Consider the following 17,289-nt stretch of genomic DNA (forward strand, 5'->3'; position numbering starts at 1 on the left):
TAAAAATAGACTATAACAGAACGGTTTATTATCGCTAAAATAGAAGCTCGGTCACTTAAGTTAATAATCTTGCTGATACTATAGACTAGCTATCGATAAATATAATTTTAACAGCATAGTTGTTCATTTCGTTGGCATTTACCCAGAGCTTTTGAGTTAATATAAGGTGATTGATGTTTCTGACATCCTCTTAGTCTAATTGGGGGCAAATTTAACCGTGCTTAAAATACTATTCAAATAACGGGGGACTAACTAACCACTATGAGCATTCAAACAAAACAAACATTAACCACTGAGTCTAAAGCCGAACATTTTGATCTTGGTGCATCCGAATGGTATCTGAATCGTGAATTAACCTGGCTGGAATTTAATAAACGGGTGCTATGGGAAGCTGAAGATGAGCGTACTCCGTTATTGGAACGGGTTAAGTTTATTGCAATTGTCAGCTCCAATCTGGATGAGTTTTTTATGAAACGGATCGGTGGACTTAAGCAACAGGTTGGTGCTGGGATTATTGAGTTAAGTGTTGATGGACGTAGTCCGCAACAACAAATTACCGAATGTTATGCCGTTGTTCGTCAACTTGAAGCCAAAAAAGAAATGCTGTTAACGCAACTTATTGGCTTGCTTGAGCAGCAGGATATTCGGATTTTACCTTATCTGGAGTTATCCAAAGAGCAGCAGAAAATAATGCGTGAATACTATATTCAAAATATTTTTCCATTGGTAACGCCACAAGCCATTGATCCGGCACATCCTTTCCCTTTTATCTCTAACCTGTCTTTAAATATACTGACTGGGGTTGGTAGCGCTGAGACGGATGAAATGACGCTGGTGCGTATTAAAATTCCTGTTGGCTCCAAGGTACCACGTTTTATCCAGGTAGGTGCCGAGCAACTTTATGTGGCTCTGGGAGATTTGATTGCAAATAATCTTGATTTGCTCTTTCCCGGTATGAAAATAGTTTTTTGCGATTTATTTCGGGTTACGCGTAATGCGATCACTGAAAAAGATGAAGAACAGGCCGATGACCTTTTGCAAATGATTGAATCTGAATTGCGTGAGCGTAAATTTGCTCCTGTTGTGCGTCTGGAAATTGCCGCAACCATGGGGATATTGCAAAGTGGGCGCTTGGCGGCTGAGTTGGGACTTGATGAAGAAAAAGACGTTTTTGTCGTTAATCAACGGTTGGCAATGACTGATCTGTTTCAGATTGCCGGTATTATTCGGCCAGATCTACTTTATCCACCCCATCATCCCTGCGATCACCCAAAATTGACTGGGTTGCCGAATATTTTCCACGCGATTCGTGAACAAGGTTCCATTTTATTGCAACATCCCTACGAATCGTTTGTTACTACTGTCGAGCGGTTTGTCAAAGAAGCCAGTCGCGATCCAAATGTGCAAGCAATTAAAATGACGCTATATAGAACTTCAGCCGGTACCAAGATAGTTCAATACCTGATTGATGCAGCGTTAAATGGTAAACAGGTAGCGGTTGTGGTCGAGTTGAAAGCACGTTTTGATGAATCAGCTAATATTAAATGGGCGCATCGTATGGAGAGTGCCGGCATTCATGTAACATACGGAGTGGTTGGATTAAAAACCCACAGCAAGGTTATTTATGTCGTTAGGCAGGATTATAACGGCCTGCGTCTTTATGCCCATATTGGTACCGGAAATTATCATGCCGGAACGGCAAGGCTTTATACCGATTTGGGTATGTTGACTTGTGATAAAAAAATAGGTGAAGAATTAACGGAGTTATTCAATTACTTGACTACCGGTCTGGTGCCCAAGCGTAATTATCAAAATTTACTGATAGCGCCCAATAAGTTAAAGTCAAAGCTGCTAGAGAAAATTGAGCGCGAAATCAGTAAACATTCGGTAAAATCACCCGGTTTAATTCAGTTTAAAATGAATGCCCTGGAAGATATGGACATTACCAGGGCGCTATATCAAGCCGCTCAGGCCGGCGTAAAAATTGATCTGATTATTCGTGATACCTGCCGATTAAGGCCAGGTATTCCCGGGTTATCTGATAAGATTCGGGTCATTAGTATTGTTGGACGTTTTTTGGAGCATTCCCGTATCTTTTATTTTAAAAATGGTGGCGAGGAAGAATACTTCATTGGCTCGGCTGACTGTATGAAGCGCAATCTGGAAAGTCGTGTAGAAGTGGTTACACCAGTGCAAAAACCGGAACTACAGGCCGTTCTGCGGCAAATAATAACCATTCAACTGACCAATCAACGCAGTGTCTGGGAAATGCAGGCTGATGGTCAATATAGTCAATGTCAGTCTAAAGATAAGCAATTGGGCGTTCAGGAAATGTTGATTAAATTAGCTAATAGTCGTTTTGATGAAGCCCAAAAAATTAAAATTCATAAAAAAGCTAAAAGATATGGCATTAACAGAAATACTGACTGAAATAATTGATAGTACTTAAAAAGTAACCCCTTCAGGTAATAAATTAACAATCGTTCAGGATTAGATTATGTCCACTAAGAAATTTGCTATCAGTCAGACCATGTCATTAATCACAAAACTTTCCGAGCAGGATATGAGCAAACCTGATTTTATTGATGATTTTAAACAATATTATGGGCGTTTACTGGGTAGGGATGAAAATTGCCGATTGCCTTATTATGCCGGCGAAGCTTTATCATTGGCGATTCGTGACCGCTTGATGAAGCGCTGGAAGGCTACCCATCAAATCTATAAAAACAGTGACTGTAGACGAGGTTATTATCTGTCCATGGAATTTTTGATGGGTCGCACGTTAAGCAATGCCATGCTTAATCTGGGCGTAACCGATACGGTTACTCAAGCCATGTATGATCTGGGTATTGAAATTGAAGAGTTAATTGGCAGTGAGCAAGATGCAGGTCTGGGTAATGGCGGTTTGGGGCGTCTTGCTGCTTGTTTTATAGACAGTTGTGCAACCTTACAATTGCCGGTTATCAGTTATGGTTTACGTTACGAATATGGCATGTTTACCCAGACCATTGTTAATGGTGAGCAGGTTGAAAAACCTGATCATTGGTTGCGTCATGGTAACGTCTGGGAAATTGAGCGACTGGAGTATTCGCACTGCATCAAATTTGGCGGTCATACTGAAATTCAAACGGATGAAAGTGGCGAACAGCGGCATTGCTGGATAGCGACTTGCAATTTGCTGGCAGTGCCATTTGACACACCGATACCCGGCTATAAAAATGGCACCGTTAATACCTTGCGGTTGTGGAAGGCAGTAGCGACCGAAGAGTTTAACCTGGATGAGTTTAATGCGGGCGATTATGCGGAAGCGGTCGCCGCAAAAATTGCTGCTGAAAATATCACGATGGTGTTGTATCCCAATGATGCCAATGAAAATGGTAAAGAGCTGAGATTGCGGCAGCAATATTTTCTGGCTTCAGCCAGCTTGCAGGATGTCATTGCACACTGGACAGCCATACATGGTAATAATTTCAGTGATTTTGCCGAAAAAAGATGTTTCCAGTTAAATGATACCCATCCGAGTATTGCCATTGCCGAATTGATGCGCCTGTTAATGGATATTCAAGGTTTAACATGGAGTGAGGCGTGGATTATCACGGAACATACCATGGCCTATACCAACCACACTTTGTTGCCTGAGGCGCTTGAAAAATGGTCGGTTAGATTGATGCAACGGTTATTGCCAAGAGTGATGGAGATTATTTTTGAAATTAATACCCATTTTATGATTGAAGCCTCCATGCATTGGCCCGGCGACAGAGAGCGCTTACGGAGAATGTCACTCATAGAGGAAGGTGATGAGCAACAAGTAAGAATGGCACATCTTGCCATCGTGGGCAGTTTTTCAGTCAATGGTGTGGCAAGGTTACATACCCGATTACTGCAGGAAGGTTTATTCAGTGATTTTTATGCTTTATGGCCGCATAAATTTAATAATAAAACCAACGGCGTGACGCCACGACGCTGGTTGGCGGCCTGTAATCCGGAGTTGGCAAGTCTTATAACAGAAGTGATAGGTGGCGATTGGGTAACTGATTTATCGCAGTTAAAAAAGCTGGAACCTTTTGCTGATGACGCCCAATTTCGGGAGCGCTGGCGGGCAATTAAACAGGCAGCAAAGCAACGATTGATTGATTATAAACAGCGTAAAAATGACACCGATCTAAATTTTAATGTTGATGCCATACTCGATGTACAGGTTAAGCGTATTCATGAATACAAGCGTCAATTATTGACGGTATTGCATGTCATTCATCTTTATAACGGTATTAAAAAAGGTGATATTGATAGTCGGGTGCCAAGATTCGTATTAATCGGCGGTAAAGCGGCACCTGGTTATCGCATGGCAAAAAAAATTATTAAATTAATTAATAATGTTGCCCAGGTTATTAATAACGACCCCGTAACAGACAAGAGATTATCGTTACTGTTTTTGAAGGATTATAGGGTTTCTGCTATGGAAAGAATATGTCCTGGCGTTGATTTGTCAGAGCAAATATCGACGGCAGGCAAGGAAGCGTCGGGCACCGGCAACATGAAACTGATGATGAACGGCGCTATCACTATTGGAACACTGGACGGAGCCAACATCGAGATTCGTGAAGAAGTAGGTGATGAAAACTTTTTTCTGTTCGGTTTGACTGAAGAACAAATTGAAGCAAAGCGGGGGCATTATAATCCGGTCGCTATTATCGAGCAGGATGAAGACCTGCAGCAGGTTATGCAGCTACTGGAGTCTGGTTACTTTAACCAGTTTGAACCGGGACTCTTTGATGACCTGATTAACGCAATAAAAAGTGAGCATGACCCCTGGATGACCATTGCTGATTTTCGCAGTTACATTGATGCTCAAAAATGTGTTGAAGAGGCCTATCGGGATAAAGATCGTTGGACCAAAATGAGTATTTTAAATTGTGCAAACAGTGGTAAATTCTCAAGCGATAGAACAATTGGCGAATACAACCGCGATATCTGGAAATTAACACCACAATCGGTAACGCCCGATTAATATCGATACCAATCCCTGCTACACCTTTAATATATATGGGTGTAGCAGGTAATAAATAAGAGTGTAACAAGGGAGTATCGTTATTGCCTTAAGTCCTTAACAACACGCACAACTTCACTATCATCAGGAATGGTTTCTATACTGAAGCCCAATTTTTTAACCAGCGATAACATGGGTGTATTAATTACCAAAACTTCACCTTCAAAAAACAACATGCCTTTGGATTTGGCGGTTTGTATCAATGCCCGCATGATTCTGCTGCCTATACCTAAACACTGACAGTCATCAGCAACCACCAGCGCAAATTCTACAGAATTGCCGTCCGGATTCATCAGGTAGCGGCCAACACCCAGTTCGCTGGGGAGGTTTTCATCCTCTGTTACGGCAACAAAAGCCATTTCACGGTCATAATCGATTTGTGTGAAACGAACCATCATTTCCGGTGTTAATTCCTGTAACGCCTGCATAAACCGAAAATATTTAGTGCGCTCGGACAAGCGATTATGAAAATCTTTTTCCAAAACGGCGTCTTCAGGACGGATAGGACGGATCGTGATATTAGCGCCGTTAGCTAATTGAAAGCTCTGGGTTAATTGGTAAGGATAAGGGTGAATCGCCATGTGGGAATAAGGCGATAACTGATTGGACAATTGGGCTTTAATGCGTGCATCAACAGCCATTACGCCTTGTTCATCGACGATCAAGGGATTAATATCCAACTCTAAAATTTCTGGTAGCTCACTAACCATAGTCGATATATTCAGGAGTACATCAATCAAGGCCTTTTTATTCGCGGGCGGTAATTGACGAAATGCCTCCAGATACATGGCTGCCTTGGTTTTAGCAATCATTTGCTCAACCATATAGGCATTAAGCGGCGGCAGGGCGACGGTATTATCCTTTAAGATTTCGACCATGGTGCCGCCCAGACCAAAGCTGATGGCAGGGCCAAACACGGGATCCCTGACTACACCGATCATCAGTTCCCGGCCATTGGGCCTTTTGAACATGGGTTCAACCGTCATGCCGACTTCAGTTATTTCAGGGTGATTACGCTTAATGGCGGCTTCCATTTCCAAATAGTCGCGGGAAATCTCCTGAACACTATTAATATTAAGCTTAACCCCGCCTATATCGGATTTATGGCTAAATTCAGCCATATTAACTTTTAAAACTACCGGAAAGCGTAAGGTTTCAGCGGCAATCATGGCATCTTTGACACTGGATACCTTGATAGTCTGGGTGACTGGAATATGGAAAGCGGCAAGTATGGCTTTAGATTCCTGAGCAGTTAAAACCTGACGGCCTTCTGCAAGTACGCGCTCAATAATTAAACGGGCACCTTGCACATCGGGCTTTGCCAGTTCATCGCCAGGAGACGGGATTTGTTTAAGTAAAATCTGGTTTTGGGCATACTTGGCTAAAAATGAAAAGGCATCGACAGCCACTTCAGGTGTACTAAAGTGGGCTACCTTACTATTGGCAAAAAGATTCCTGCCTTCCTGAACTTTTGCGCCACCGGTCCAGGAAGCCAGCACCGGTTTTTTGCTGGTATTGGCGCCTTCAATGATGCTTAGCGCAACTTGGGTGGGGTTGGTCATTGCCTGAGGCGTCAAAATAACCAGTACACCGTCGACATTTTTATCTTTAAGGCAAATATCCAACGCTTTCTGGTAGCGGTCAGAGGTGGCATCACCGAGAATATCAACAGGATTGGCATGCGACCAATGTACGGGTAAGGCCTCATTTAACGCGATAATGCTGGCAGGGCTCAGCTCCGCCATCACTATACCGACATCTTCAGCACGGTCGGTACTCATTACACCGGGGCCGCCGGCATTGGTAATAATCGCCAAATGATCTTTTTTGACGACATAATTGTTGGCTAAAACCCGGGCAGCAGAAAATAATTCGGTGATGCTATAAACTCTGACGACGCCAGCTCGTGCAATGGCGGCATCAAAGACACTGTCACCGCCAACCATGGCTCCGGTATGGGACATGGCGGCTTTGCAACCCGCTTCATGACGACCTGATTTAATCAGGATAACCGGCTTTAAACGCGCGGCAGCTTTAAGGCCACTTAAAAAACGCCGTGCATCGCGTATGCCTTCCACATACATCAAGATGCCGGTAGTTTTACTATCGGTTGCGAGATAATCCAGCACTTCACCAAAATCAATATCAGCGGCACCACCCATTGAGACAACAGTTGAAAAACCGATATCTTGCACTTTAGCCCAGTCCAGGATTGCCGTGCAAACGGCACCTGATTGCGATAATAGTGCCAGACTGCCATCTTTAACCGTACCATCACCGAATGTGGCATTAAGGCATCCGCTAGGGCGAATAACGCCCAGACAGTTCGGCCCGATAATACGGATACTGTAACGATGAGCAATATCCAATACTTCTTGTTGCAGTCGTTTTCCCTCTGATCCCAGTTCACCAAAGCCGGCAGTAATAATAATGATAGAGGTAACCCCATTTTCACCACATTGTTGAACAATACCAGGGACACTTGGGGCAGGTGTGGCAATAACCACCAAATCCAAATCTTCAGGAACAGCATTTAAGTCAGGATAAGCTTTTAAGCCCAATAATTCGTCACGTTTATTGTTGACAGGATAAAGACCGCCTTTAAAACCGGCTTCTTGCATATTAAGCAATAGCCGATAACCGACACTGTTTTCGCGTTCTGACGCACCAACAATGGCAACTGATTTAGGGGTGAAAAAACGGTTTAAGTAATGAGGACCCATTGATGCTCCGTAGCAAAAAAATAGCTTGATATAATTTATAATTAAAAATATTCAATGGCTGATAAAGCGTTAAAGATTAGATAAAGCTCATTGATAGTAAAATATTTTGTTGGTATTTATGAGGCCATATAAACGTATCACTTCAGCTTGTTTCTATCTGGCGATAGTCAAAAGTCAATTAACAAAAAAGAAGAAAAGTAATAGACTATTATTTTAGTATTTAAGCCTAAGTTATATTCTGTGACATGCTGATTGTCAACCTACTATCAGCCCAAAAAGTTAAAACCTTAAATACTGTACGTAAATATGCTGGCTGCCAAGCCAAATAGTCGGGCGCATAATTATTTTCTATGAAAATTTTTAGTTTTAAACAAGCTGCTCATTAACTGATGAAGGTAAAAAGCCATGAACAAAAACTTGCAGTTGGTTAGAGAACTTCACGATGCATTTTCATGCCGTCAGGCAGAACAGGGAGCCAATCAATCCTTATCCGAAATGGATATTATACTGCGTCAGGGCTTGCTTATGGAGGAAGGGAGTAAGTTATTAAAAGCCTTTAAAGTCGGGGATATGGTCGCTATTTTAGCCGCGATGATTAATTTGTCTTATTGTGCCTTGGAAGCTATTGCCATTGCCGGAGCGGATGTTTTGGACAGGTCGGTAGCGTGGCAACATGATGGTCATGTCATCTCTTTAATGCGTCTTTTTTCTGACAAGATTAATCGTTGTACCTCGGGCAGTCCTGAAGATTATTCAGCGGTTTATTGTTTATGTGCTTATTTATCGAGAAGTTTTATTAATGCAGATTTTGATAAAGCGTTTCAAATGATTCATGATGGTAAAATGTCGCAAGCGGATTATGAACAACCCGAGGGAATGCCAAAACACAAAGTAGCTGATTTGAGTGATTGTCTTTACGAATAACACGATAATTAATTGCTTATACTTCTACATGGTTTTTTAACATAAAAGGTGGGTTAATATGGGCTGGAGAGATAAAACACAAGATGAAACCTATTCTGATGAAGAGGTTGAAAGTCGGTTGAAGGAATACATACCACACTGGTATCTGGAGAACGGCTGGATTCGCCGTAAATATAGAACCAGCGGGTGGAAAGGGACGTTAATGGTGGTTAATACGGTGGGGCATTTGGCGGAGGCGGCGTTTCATCATCCTGATCTTACGGTATCTTATGCTTTTGTGATTGTTAAATTAATGAATCATGCCGCAAAAGGCATTACCAATAAGGATTTTGAATTGGCTCAGAAAATCGAAGAGGTCATTATGTGGCAACCGGGTAAATACGGTGGCGCATTAGAAGGTACACCCGATGATCCACGGTTTAAATATCTTAAATATGATTAAGACTCCGATTAAATCATTGTCCACGAAAAGCACGAAAGACACGAAATAAATGCCGGGTTTTAATTTAACCCAATTCCTCGATTTCGTTTTATTGCATCTTGCATCGAAGCTATTTGTTCGAGTTTGGCAGCCAATCAAAACGCTTTTACCGATATGAACTGGTGCCCAAGTTCCAACTTGGGTACTAGGTTCTGTTGACGTTTCACCTCAGCCATAAAAGCACCGAGGAAAATGATAGCATCCCCATGTAATTAATAGCTTTTTTCTCATATCGTGTAGCAATTCTGCGATAGTGCTTGAGCTTACCGAACATACATTCAATGGCATGCCGCTCCTTATAATGCCAATAATCGCACTCAATATCTTCTTTTCGGTTCGATTTAGGTGGGATAACCGCTTTTATTTCACGACTGGCTAACCACTCCCGCAACTCGTTCGTGTCGTAGGCTTTGTCTGCTAAAACGGCTGAAGCATTAACATTTTCCAATAAAGATATGGCTTGCTTGCATTCAGCCTCCTGCCCGCCTGTCAGGATAAATTTGATGGGCATGCCCAAGCCATCACAAAGCGCGTGAATCTTACAACCAAATCCACCTTTGGAGCGCCCAAGTGCTTCATTCTCAGCAGAACTATATGCCGCTCCAGCTGCGCAGGCATGTGCTCTAATAACTGAACCATCCATGGAAACATCTTGTAAATCAGCGTCTTCAGCAAGATGACAGAGAATTTCACCCCATATGCCATTGATACACCAACGTGAAAAACGCTTGAAGATGCTATTCCATTTACCATACGTTGACGGTAATACACGCCACTGTGCTCCCGTACGTAATATCCACAAAATGGCAATAACAAACTGCCTGCAAATATCGGGTAAACCGATATGAACTCCAGGCAATTTTTTTAAGCTTGCCAAAATACGAGTCCACTCTTCATCACTTAATGTTATCCGCTTCATTTCATTCAAAACGACTTATTCTACCGGATTGGTGAAACGTCAACAGAACCTAGGGGATTAATGCTTTTTTTCGTGCTTTTCGTGTCTTTCGTGTCTTTCGTGGACACTGGTTTTAAACTCGTTCCGATAGTGACACTAAAACCGGTTAATCATTTTCAGCCAAATTACCGATATATTCAATTTTTACGTTAGCCACGCCATGTACACCTATTTTTTTTGCTGCACCTTGTGATAAATCAATTAATCTGTTTTTTTTAAAGGGGCCACGATCATTAACCAATACAATGATCGAGCGCCCATTACGCAAATTGGTTACCCGCACTTTGCTGGGTAACGGCAATGTTTTGTGCGCAGCGGTATATTTCTTGGGTTTAAAGCGGGTGCCCATGGCAGTACGGTTACCTGATTCATAGCCATACCAAGAGGCCAAACCCTGCTCACTATAGCCTGCAGCTGAGGGCATTGGATAGTAAGTTTTACCTTTTACCTTATAAGGTCTGTTGTAGGCGGCTTTATGACCAGAGCTATTATGTCGCGACGTTTGCGGTGTCGTTGCCTGAGACTCTGATAAGGTTGGCTCGGAAGCACAACCACTCAGTAAGCTGCTTAACAGCATTAACCCAACCAGAAATCCGGTGGGCAGGGGATATTTTGCTTTATAAAAACAGCTTGGATAAGGCATCATCTTTTTCGGTTCTCGCTAGTCTTTTGAGATTAAACGAGGTTTTAAAGGTTTAACATCAAGTTCAAAATCCATTTGAATGCGTTTTGCGATGTTATTGACTTCCTTTTTGTTTTTAAAAGGCCCTGCGATAACTTGATAGCCATCATCTTTTTTAATTTTACGTGCAGGAATAATAGGCCCTTGATGATTAAGCATTGTTGCCAGTTCCTGCGCGTCTGCTTCGTTATCAAAACTGGCCACTAAAATTGACCAGTCGCTATCTTTTAACTCTGCAACAATCGGTTGTTGATAGAGTTGTTCAGGATGCTTTAGCTGCACTGCATTTGCAGAAAGGCTTGCCAAGTCCGTACTTTGGCTAAGAATGGGTACGGGAATGCCATCCGAGCGCTCTATAATTTGATCGACTTTCTCCCAATCGATAGCAACATTTTTCTTGGTGCTGATTTTATGTAATTCTTTTAATAACTGTTTTTTAAGTTGTGGCTTGGCCTTTGCCCATTTTTGCAGTGGTTCGGTCGCTTCAAGATACAGCATGTCCTGATGCCAGCCAGCCAGATAGGGCTGGTGAACTATTTGTACCGGCATGCCTACTGAAGCTTCTTTAAACAATACTTCAATATCCTCGGGATAAAGTTGTATGCAACCGTGGCTAATTTGCATACCAATGCCATAAGGCTTGTTGGTGCCGTGGATGAGATAACTGGGAAAACCAAGGCGCATGGCAAAGAGTCCCAGTGGATTATTGGGACCTGCGGTGACTACATTAGGTAACGGGTCGCCTTTTTCCAGATGTTCCTTGTGTATGGAAGCGGGGACCACCCAACTCGGGTTGGCTTTTTTGGCTATGATACTGGTTAATCCTTTTGGGGTGTTCCAGCCTTGACGACCAATGCCAACAGGATAAGTAACGACTTTGTCCGACGGTTTTTTGGGATAGTAAAATAAGCGCATATTCGCCAGATTAAGGACAATGCCTTTATGAGGCGTATCCGGCAGAATAAATTGCAAAGGCAATAATACGCGGCTATTTAATGGCGGCGTCCACGGAGATACAGACGGGTTGGCTCTGCTGATATCGTTATAGCCCAAGCCAAAATGGCGGGCAATATCAGACAATGTGTCGTTTTCTTGGGTGTTTACTGCGGCAATCGTGCCGACCACCGTTTGTCCGTCGGCTAATTGAAACTCATGGGTTTCCATGTTTTCTATTTGTGGCCGGCTTTTTTGCCGACTATCTTCACCCCGAAAAGTCAGATCTTCATTTAGATCGGGGAAAAATTTCAGATGTTGACAACCGCTCATTAAAATACTGATCAGTATTATGCCGACTAATTTGATGGCCGGAGATGTTGGTTTTTTAAAGTCTGCCAGGTGCATTTGAATGTTATCCAAAGGTGATGTATTCACAGTGATCAATACCACAGCGTTGAACCGTTATGGTATTGGCCATTTTAATACAAGGGAACTTAATGGAATATTAAAGCGCCACTAAAATAGTGTCCAGCCACTAATGATAGCCCTTGCAAAATGTGAGCCTATTCTTCGCAGGGAATTGCCTTATGGTGAGGTGCGAAGCCAGTAAGTTTTATGCATACTAAAGTATCGACGAATAGCTTGTGGCAATCCCCTATGCAGATTACCCAATTTGAAACCCAGCCATTTCAAACCCGTCCGCAGTGCTGCGGAGGGAATTAACCAGGGTGCATGTATAAGCAGGTAACGCATTTCCGAGATCACAAAACGTAAACCTTCACCGGACGCGCCACCAAATGTTTGTTGTAGCCACGACGTATTGGTATGGAACACACCGATATCAAAGTAACGTTTAAATTCGTCCACAAAACTGTAGTCATGAGAGTGAAATACTTGGGCATCGGCGCAATAGGCAATTTTCCAGCCACCAACTAACATCTTTCCGGCTACATAAGTGTCTTCATTCATTATCGTATGGACGGGAAAACCGCCCACTTGCATGAGTGCACTGCGCCGAAAAGCGGAAAAAGAATTGGATATAAAGATTGTTTTGATGCCAAAGCGGGTGCGGTCTGCCATACTGCGCAGCTGGCTTTTGGCGGGATAATTAAAAAGACGGGCATGCGCGGCCATGGGGCCTGCGTCCCGATGCGGAAGCTGGCGCCCATAAGCCGCACCAACTTGCTCGTCATTAAATGCGGTTAACAGGTCTTCGATAGCAACGGCATTGGCTAATAAGGCATCTTGAGTCAGAAATACGATGATATCCATTGCCGACAGCTTGTTCACACCAAACTGGCGAGTGCCGCCGTGATTAAACTCTGATTTTGAAATTACCTCGACAGTAAAGCCTTGGGCACGAGCCAAGGCGACGGTAGTGTCGCTGGAAGAAGAGTCAATGACCAACAGATAATCCGGTTTTCGGGTCTGTAGTGCGAAGGCTTTTAGCCAGGATTCCCAGAGACTCCCTGCATTTAACGTGGGTACGATAAGACCGACCTTAATCATTATGAAGACTCCTTGACCAGTTGTTGTGGCTGATTTTTTTGATTATGATTATTCAATACTTGCCAGACCTGTTCACCTAATCTAACGGGATTAAGTTGTTGTTCGACATACTGTCTGCCACTCCAAGACATTTGTTCCCATTTTAAGCCATCGCCCACTGCTTGCGCTTTACGTAGCACTTCGCAGACGGATGCTTCCGTTCTATCAAAAACAAAGCCCGCTCCAGCCGATTCCAGGTGATCCCATGCCAAGCCTTTGGCTACCAATACAGGACGTCCGACAGCCATGGCTTCGGCAACCACATTGCCAAAATTCTCGCGCATACCGCCCGCTTCTTCCAAGCCTGAAGGCAATGCCAGAAAATGGCTGGTCGCCAACAAGTCCAGTACTTCGTCGCGCTCCAGATAACCGTTATAACGGATAGCGCCTTGGGCCTGCTCAACCAGCGCCTGAAACTCTTCAAAATAAGCGCCATTGACGCTTCTTCCGGCAATCAATAAGCGATCCGCAGGACGGCGAACTTTTAACCAGGCTCTGATAAAGGCATTGATGCCTTTTTCTTGCTGAATGTGTCCCAAAAAGCAGATGTTCATGCCTTCCTCGTCAGGAAAGGGCGCAACCTTAATATCCCGACTATCGATACCATTAGGAACCAGTAATACGCGGGCATCTTTGCCAAGCACGTTGCGTACGCCTTCGGCTTCGGTATCGCTGGTGCAATGTACGGCGATAGCCCGGCGCAGAGTCGGAAAGGTCAACCATCGATAGAATAGCCATTTGTGGGGTTTTTCCCGTCGTATCAGTTCAACATGCTCCGGCATCAGTCCGCCATGTACCGCCACCATAAACGGGCGTTGCAGCACGACACAAAAAATGGCGGCAAGGGTCGATGGCCAGGTGGCAATGCCGTGGATATAAACTACCGGTGCCTGTAAGCACAGCTTAAACAGCATCGGGATAGCCCCCAGGCCAAAGCCCCAACGCCTGAAGCCGTAACAACGATAAAGTTTAACGTCAACTTGCTTGCCAAGACGCACATCTTCAGGCTTCAGTCGGCCGGCAATTGATTCATCGGAAGCGACCAAAACCATTTTATGATTACGTTCCGCCCAGGCTTTGGTTAAAACACTGGCAGTAACAGACACGCCGCCATAACCTTTGGCTGGGGGTATATGTGTGGTTACAATAGCTACTTTCATCGTATTTCTCCTGAAACTGTTGGCGAATAAATAAAGACCTTGATGAGGTTCGTGTGGAATAGCTGGTTTGTTTTCATTTTTTATTACCTTCCATAGGCAAAAAATCCACGCCAAATACCGACGAGATTGTAAAAAGAATAAGCCAGTTTTCTAGGGTTTAATGAAATCAGGGCGAACAGCATTTTCAGCAGGGGAGCGACAAACATTTTGCGAGCAATGTAGTAAAGAATGTAGGCATCCTGTTGATTGGCAAATTTTCTGATATAGGCGCCAACTCCGGTGGAATACATCAACATTCTTCCGGTTCCCAGCTTGTAGTGATCTTTATCGGGGTGATAAATTTTTATTCCCGGGGTATAAAAGGCCGTATTGCCTACCCGAAGTAAACGATACAAAAGTTCAAAACCCTCGCCTCCGGAATATTTGGAGCCAATGCCAAAATCGTGATCCAGATGGAACTGCTTGGCGTCAATCTTGTTTCGATCAAAAAACTGCGTGAACTCTACGCCCATCATTTGGAAGCGTGAAAAATATTGGGCTTTACTGCTGTTAACACCGATGCTAAAACGGCTGGAGGAAAAAGCATAGGAACCGGCAACCAATATGGAAAGATTTTTGCGTTTGGTAAACTCGGCGACTACTTGTTTTAAAACTTCTTTGTCATATGCGCAATCGTCATCGGGGAAGGCAATAATTCTGCCTTGAGCCAAGCCTATACCGTAGTCTCTGGCTCTGGCGTTACCGACAAAATCTACTTTTATATGCCGCATAGTAAGGCAATCGTTAAACTGCCTAACGATAGCGTCAATTTTACCGTCCCTGTTTTGATCGATGATGATCAACTCAAAATTTTTATAGGTTTGACATGTTAGAGACGTTAAAAAATCAGCGACATCTTTATCTCTTCCCAGTGTTGCTAAAACCAACGAAATTTTCATAGTGTTCACCTTGTTTGTGTACCGGCTTTTGCCTGCACATAGATAGTTGCCTCATACCAGGTAAACATGAGTGCAAATTCCAGGCCGGCAAAACCATCCAAAAAGCCACCCCGGAATACGAAGTGGTATAAAAAACGGGCGAGAATTCTTAGCCATGACCGTCCCAATAAAACGCTTAAGCGTCCCCGATTGGTCATTACTGCATCGGTGGGTGGTTGAAGTTGCACCTCTTGTGCGGCTTTATCAACGTGTTTATGCATCCATTCGATAATTTCGCCATGATAAAAATAGTGCTCGTAAGGAATTACGGCGTGTCCGATTCGACAGCTATTAATAACGGCTTCACCATGTCCGGTATGGTTGCGGACAAAGCGGGTAGTGTCCCTGCGTACCAGTCTTGGATGATAAATCGGATAGCCTGGTGCGTGATTTAAGCGTTTACCGCGCAGATAAAGTACCGACGGCACCATCATCACATCAACCGAATCGGTGCCCACCATCTTGGCTTCAAACCAGTCATAAAATGTTTGAGGGTAAATTTCGTCAGCATCAACGAATAATATCCAGGGTGTAGTGATAGCGCATTGCTTGATGGCAAAGTTTCGTTGTTCAGCAAAACCCGGCCACGGATTAACATAAATTTGGCAATCCCGGCTCTTGGCTATGGCTACCGTATTGTCGGTGCTTCCCGAGTCCACTATCACAACGGGATAGTGTTGAGGAATAGCCGCCAGACAAGCTGGTAGATTGGCTTGCTCATTTTTGGTCAGAATAACAATAGTTAGCATAGTCTTGGTTTAAAATTGTTGGCATAAACTTGGAAAAAACAGTAAGTCCACTAAAAGCATAAGAATATTCATAGGGATATCAAGTTGTTGATATCCATGAGCAGTAACGGTAAGGTAAACATCCACCGGCATCGTCTTTCGCGGACAAAGCACCATTTTTAATTTTTCACAGCATATAAATTGATGTAAATACCCAGTCCAAAATAATTGATTAAACCGGCAAACGGAATCTGTAGAAATTTTACCAGGCCATCAACAAGAGCGGCCGGTTTGCCTTTTAGTCTTAATCTTTTGGATGCTGCGTTAAACGGGACGCGGGTTATTTGCTGCATCTTGACAACCCGAAAGCCGTTGCGCTCAACCAAGGCTGTTAAGCCCTGTTCGGTAAAGTAATTGACATGTTCCGGCACCCATAAACAAGCGTTATCCTTGGTGCCCAGCAACTTGACTAAAAATGAATTGTAATTAGGTACGGCGCAAGCCAAAACACCGCCTGATGCCAAAAGGGCGGATACCTTGCTGATTGTTTGATCCGGTTCCAGCAAATGCTCCAATACTTGTGACATCATCACAACGCCAAACTGTCCGGATGGTTCGTAATTCTCGAACATGACGGCAAGCGGCTCATCACCATTCAAATCTTTAAAGACATCGTTTTCATAGCTGCCAGGATTAATACTAATAGTTTGATAACCAAATTTTCTAAGAGCCTGGGTGTAAAAGCCAAAGCCCGAGCCAATATCAAGCGCCTTACCATTGCCCGAACTATTTAGCCGATTGGCTTGATAACTCATACGATCAGCATCGACTTTACAGTTGGGAAAGAGAGTTTCTCTGGCTAATACGTCTTCCAGCGTTATCGCTTGGGTAAGGGCCTGGCCTGAGTATTGATAAATGGATTGTAACCATTGCATATGTGGCGGCCGATTTAAGAATCCGGTTCCACAACTTTCGCAGCGGTAGATACGAAACTCTTTATGGCTTGAGTTTTCAGTATAGTGAAAGTTTTTTTGACGCCAAAATTTTATTCTTCCGCCGCCACAGCTCACACATTTGTGTAAAACATCGCCATAAATTTCTGAAGCTATTGATGCATAAGTCATA

General features: G+C 43.5%; 13 protein-coding genes. 4 read left to right on the plus strand and 9 right to left on the minus strand.

All coding sequences use genetic code 11. From position 1 onward, the window contains the following. Positions 1 to 261: 261 nt before the first annotated feature. Both ppk1 and KKZ03_RS09545 read left to right on the plus strand, forming a co-directional pair. Complete coding sequence (gene ppk1, locus KKZ03_RS09540) at positions 262 to 2,430, plus strand: polyphosphate kinase 1 (RefSeq protein WP_243221256.1); 2,169 nt, start codon at positions 262 to 264, stop codon at positions 2,428 to 2,430. Between the two features lie 67 nt (positions 2,431 to 2,497). Further along, on the plus strand, positions 2,498 to 5,008 hold the full coding sequence (locus KKZ03_RS09545) for a glycogen/starch/alpha-glucan phosphorylase (protein WP_243221257.1): 2,511 nt from the start codon (positions 2,498 to 2,500) through the stop codon (positions 5,006 to 5,008). Positions 5,009 to 5,088: 80 nt separating this feature from the next. Here the strand turns inward: KKZ03_RS09545 and KKZ03_RS09550 are convergent, their stop codons facing one another. Beyond that, positions 5,089 to 7,770 carry a bifunctional acetyl coenzyme A synthetase (ADP forming), alpha domain/GNAT family N-acetyltransferase gene (locus KKZ03_RS09550; RefSeq protein WP_243221258.1) on the minus strand — a complete coding sequence of 894 codons (2,682 nt, stop codon included), beginning with the start codon at positions 7,768 to 7,770 and terminating at the stop codon, positions 5,089 to 5,091. Between the two features lie 405 nt (positions 7,771 to 8,175). On the opposite strand from KKZ03_RS09550, the gene KKZ03_RS09555 reads away from it, so the two are divergent. Beyond that, positions 8,176 to 8,694, plus strand: a complete 519-nt coding sequence (locus tag KKZ03_RS09555) for a nucleoside triphosphate pyrophosphohydrolase family protein (protein WP_243221259.1) — start codon at positions 8,176 to 8,178, stop codon at positions 8,692 to 8,694. A gap of 58 nt (positions 8,695 to 8,752) precedes the next feature. Continuing rightward, positions 8,753 to 9,136 carry a 4a-hydroxytetrahydrobiopterin dehydratase gene (locus KKZ03_RS09560; protein WP_243221260.1) on the plus strand — a complete coding sequence of 128 codons (384 nt, stop codon included), beginning with the start codon at positions 8,753 to 8,755 and terminating at the stop codon, positions 9,134 to 9,136. Positions 9,137 to 9,338: 202 nt separating this feature from the next. On the opposite strand, the gene KKZ03_RS09565 is transcribed toward KKZ03_RS09560, so the two are convergent. The 8 genes from KKZ03_RS09565 to KKZ03_RS09600 all read right to left on the minus strand — a co-directional run bounded on the left by KKZ03_RS09565 (position 9,339) and on the right by KKZ03_RS09600 (position 17,288). Continuing rightward, a complete protein-coding gene (locus KKZ03_RS09565; RefSeq protein ID WP_243221261.1) occupies positions 9,339 to 10,094 on the minus strand; it encodes an IS5 family transposase in 756 nt (251 codons plus the stop codon). Between the two features lie 145 nt (positions 10,095 to 10,239). Next, a complete protein-coding gene (locus KKZ03_RS09570) occupies positions 10,240 to 10,779 on the minus strand; it encodes a septal ring lytic transglycosylase RlpA family protein (protein ID WP_371744879.1) in 540 nt (179 codons plus the stop codon). A 15-nt stretch (positions 10,780 to 10,794) separates the two neighbouring features. Then, positions 10,795 to 12,186 carry a L,D-transpeptidase family protein gene (locus KKZ03_RS09575; RefSeq protein ID WP_243221262.1) on the minus strand — a complete coding sequence of 464 codons (1,392 nt, stop codon included), beginning with the start codon at positions 12,184 to 12,186 and terminating at the stop codon, positions 10,795 to 10,797. A 150-nt stretch (positions 12,187 to 12,336) separates the two neighbouring features. Then, on the minus strand, positions 12,337 to 13,260 hold the full coding sequence (locus tag KKZ03_RS09580) for a glycosyltransferase family 2 protein (RefSeq protein WP_243221263.1): 924 nt from the start codon (positions 13,258 to 13,260) through the stop codon (positions 12,337 to 12,339). Further along, complete coding sequence (locus KKZ03_RS09585) at positions 13,260 to 14,459, minus strand: glycosyltransferase family 4 protein (RefSeq protein ID WP_243221264.1); 1,200 nt, start codon at positions 14,457 to 14,459, stop codon at positions 13,260 to 13,262. The genes KKZ03_RS09580 and KKZ03_RS09585 overlap by 1 nt, the downstream gene beginning before the upstream one ends. Positions 14,460 to 14,542: 83 nt before the next feature. After that, a complete protein-coding gene (locus KKZ03_RS09590) occupies positions 14,543 to 15,397 on the minus strand; it encodes a glycosyltransferase family 2 protein (RefSeq protein WP_243221265.1) in 855 nt (284 codons plus the stop codon). A gap of 5 nt (positions 15,398 to 15,402) precedes the next feature. Next, entirely contained in the window at positions 15,403 to 16,185 is a 783-nt protein-coding gene (locus KKZ03_RS09595) for a glycosyltransferase family 2 protein (protein WP_243221266.1), read from the minus strand. A gap of 158 nt (positions 16,186 to 16,343) precedes the next feature. Continuing rightward, positions 16,344 to 17,288: a class I SAM-dependent methyltransferase gene (locus KKZ03_RS09600; protein ID WP_243221267.1), complete on the minus strand. Its 945-nt coding sequence runs from the start codon at positions 17,286 to 17,288 to the stop codon at positions 16,344 to 16,346. Position 17,289: the final 1 nt, after the last annotated feature.

The organism is Methylobacter sp. S3L5C, from assembly GCF_022788635.1.
In the GTDB taxonomy this organism is placed as follows: Bacteria; Pseudomonadota; Gammaproteobacteria; order Methylococcales; family Methylomonadaceae; genus Methylobacter_C.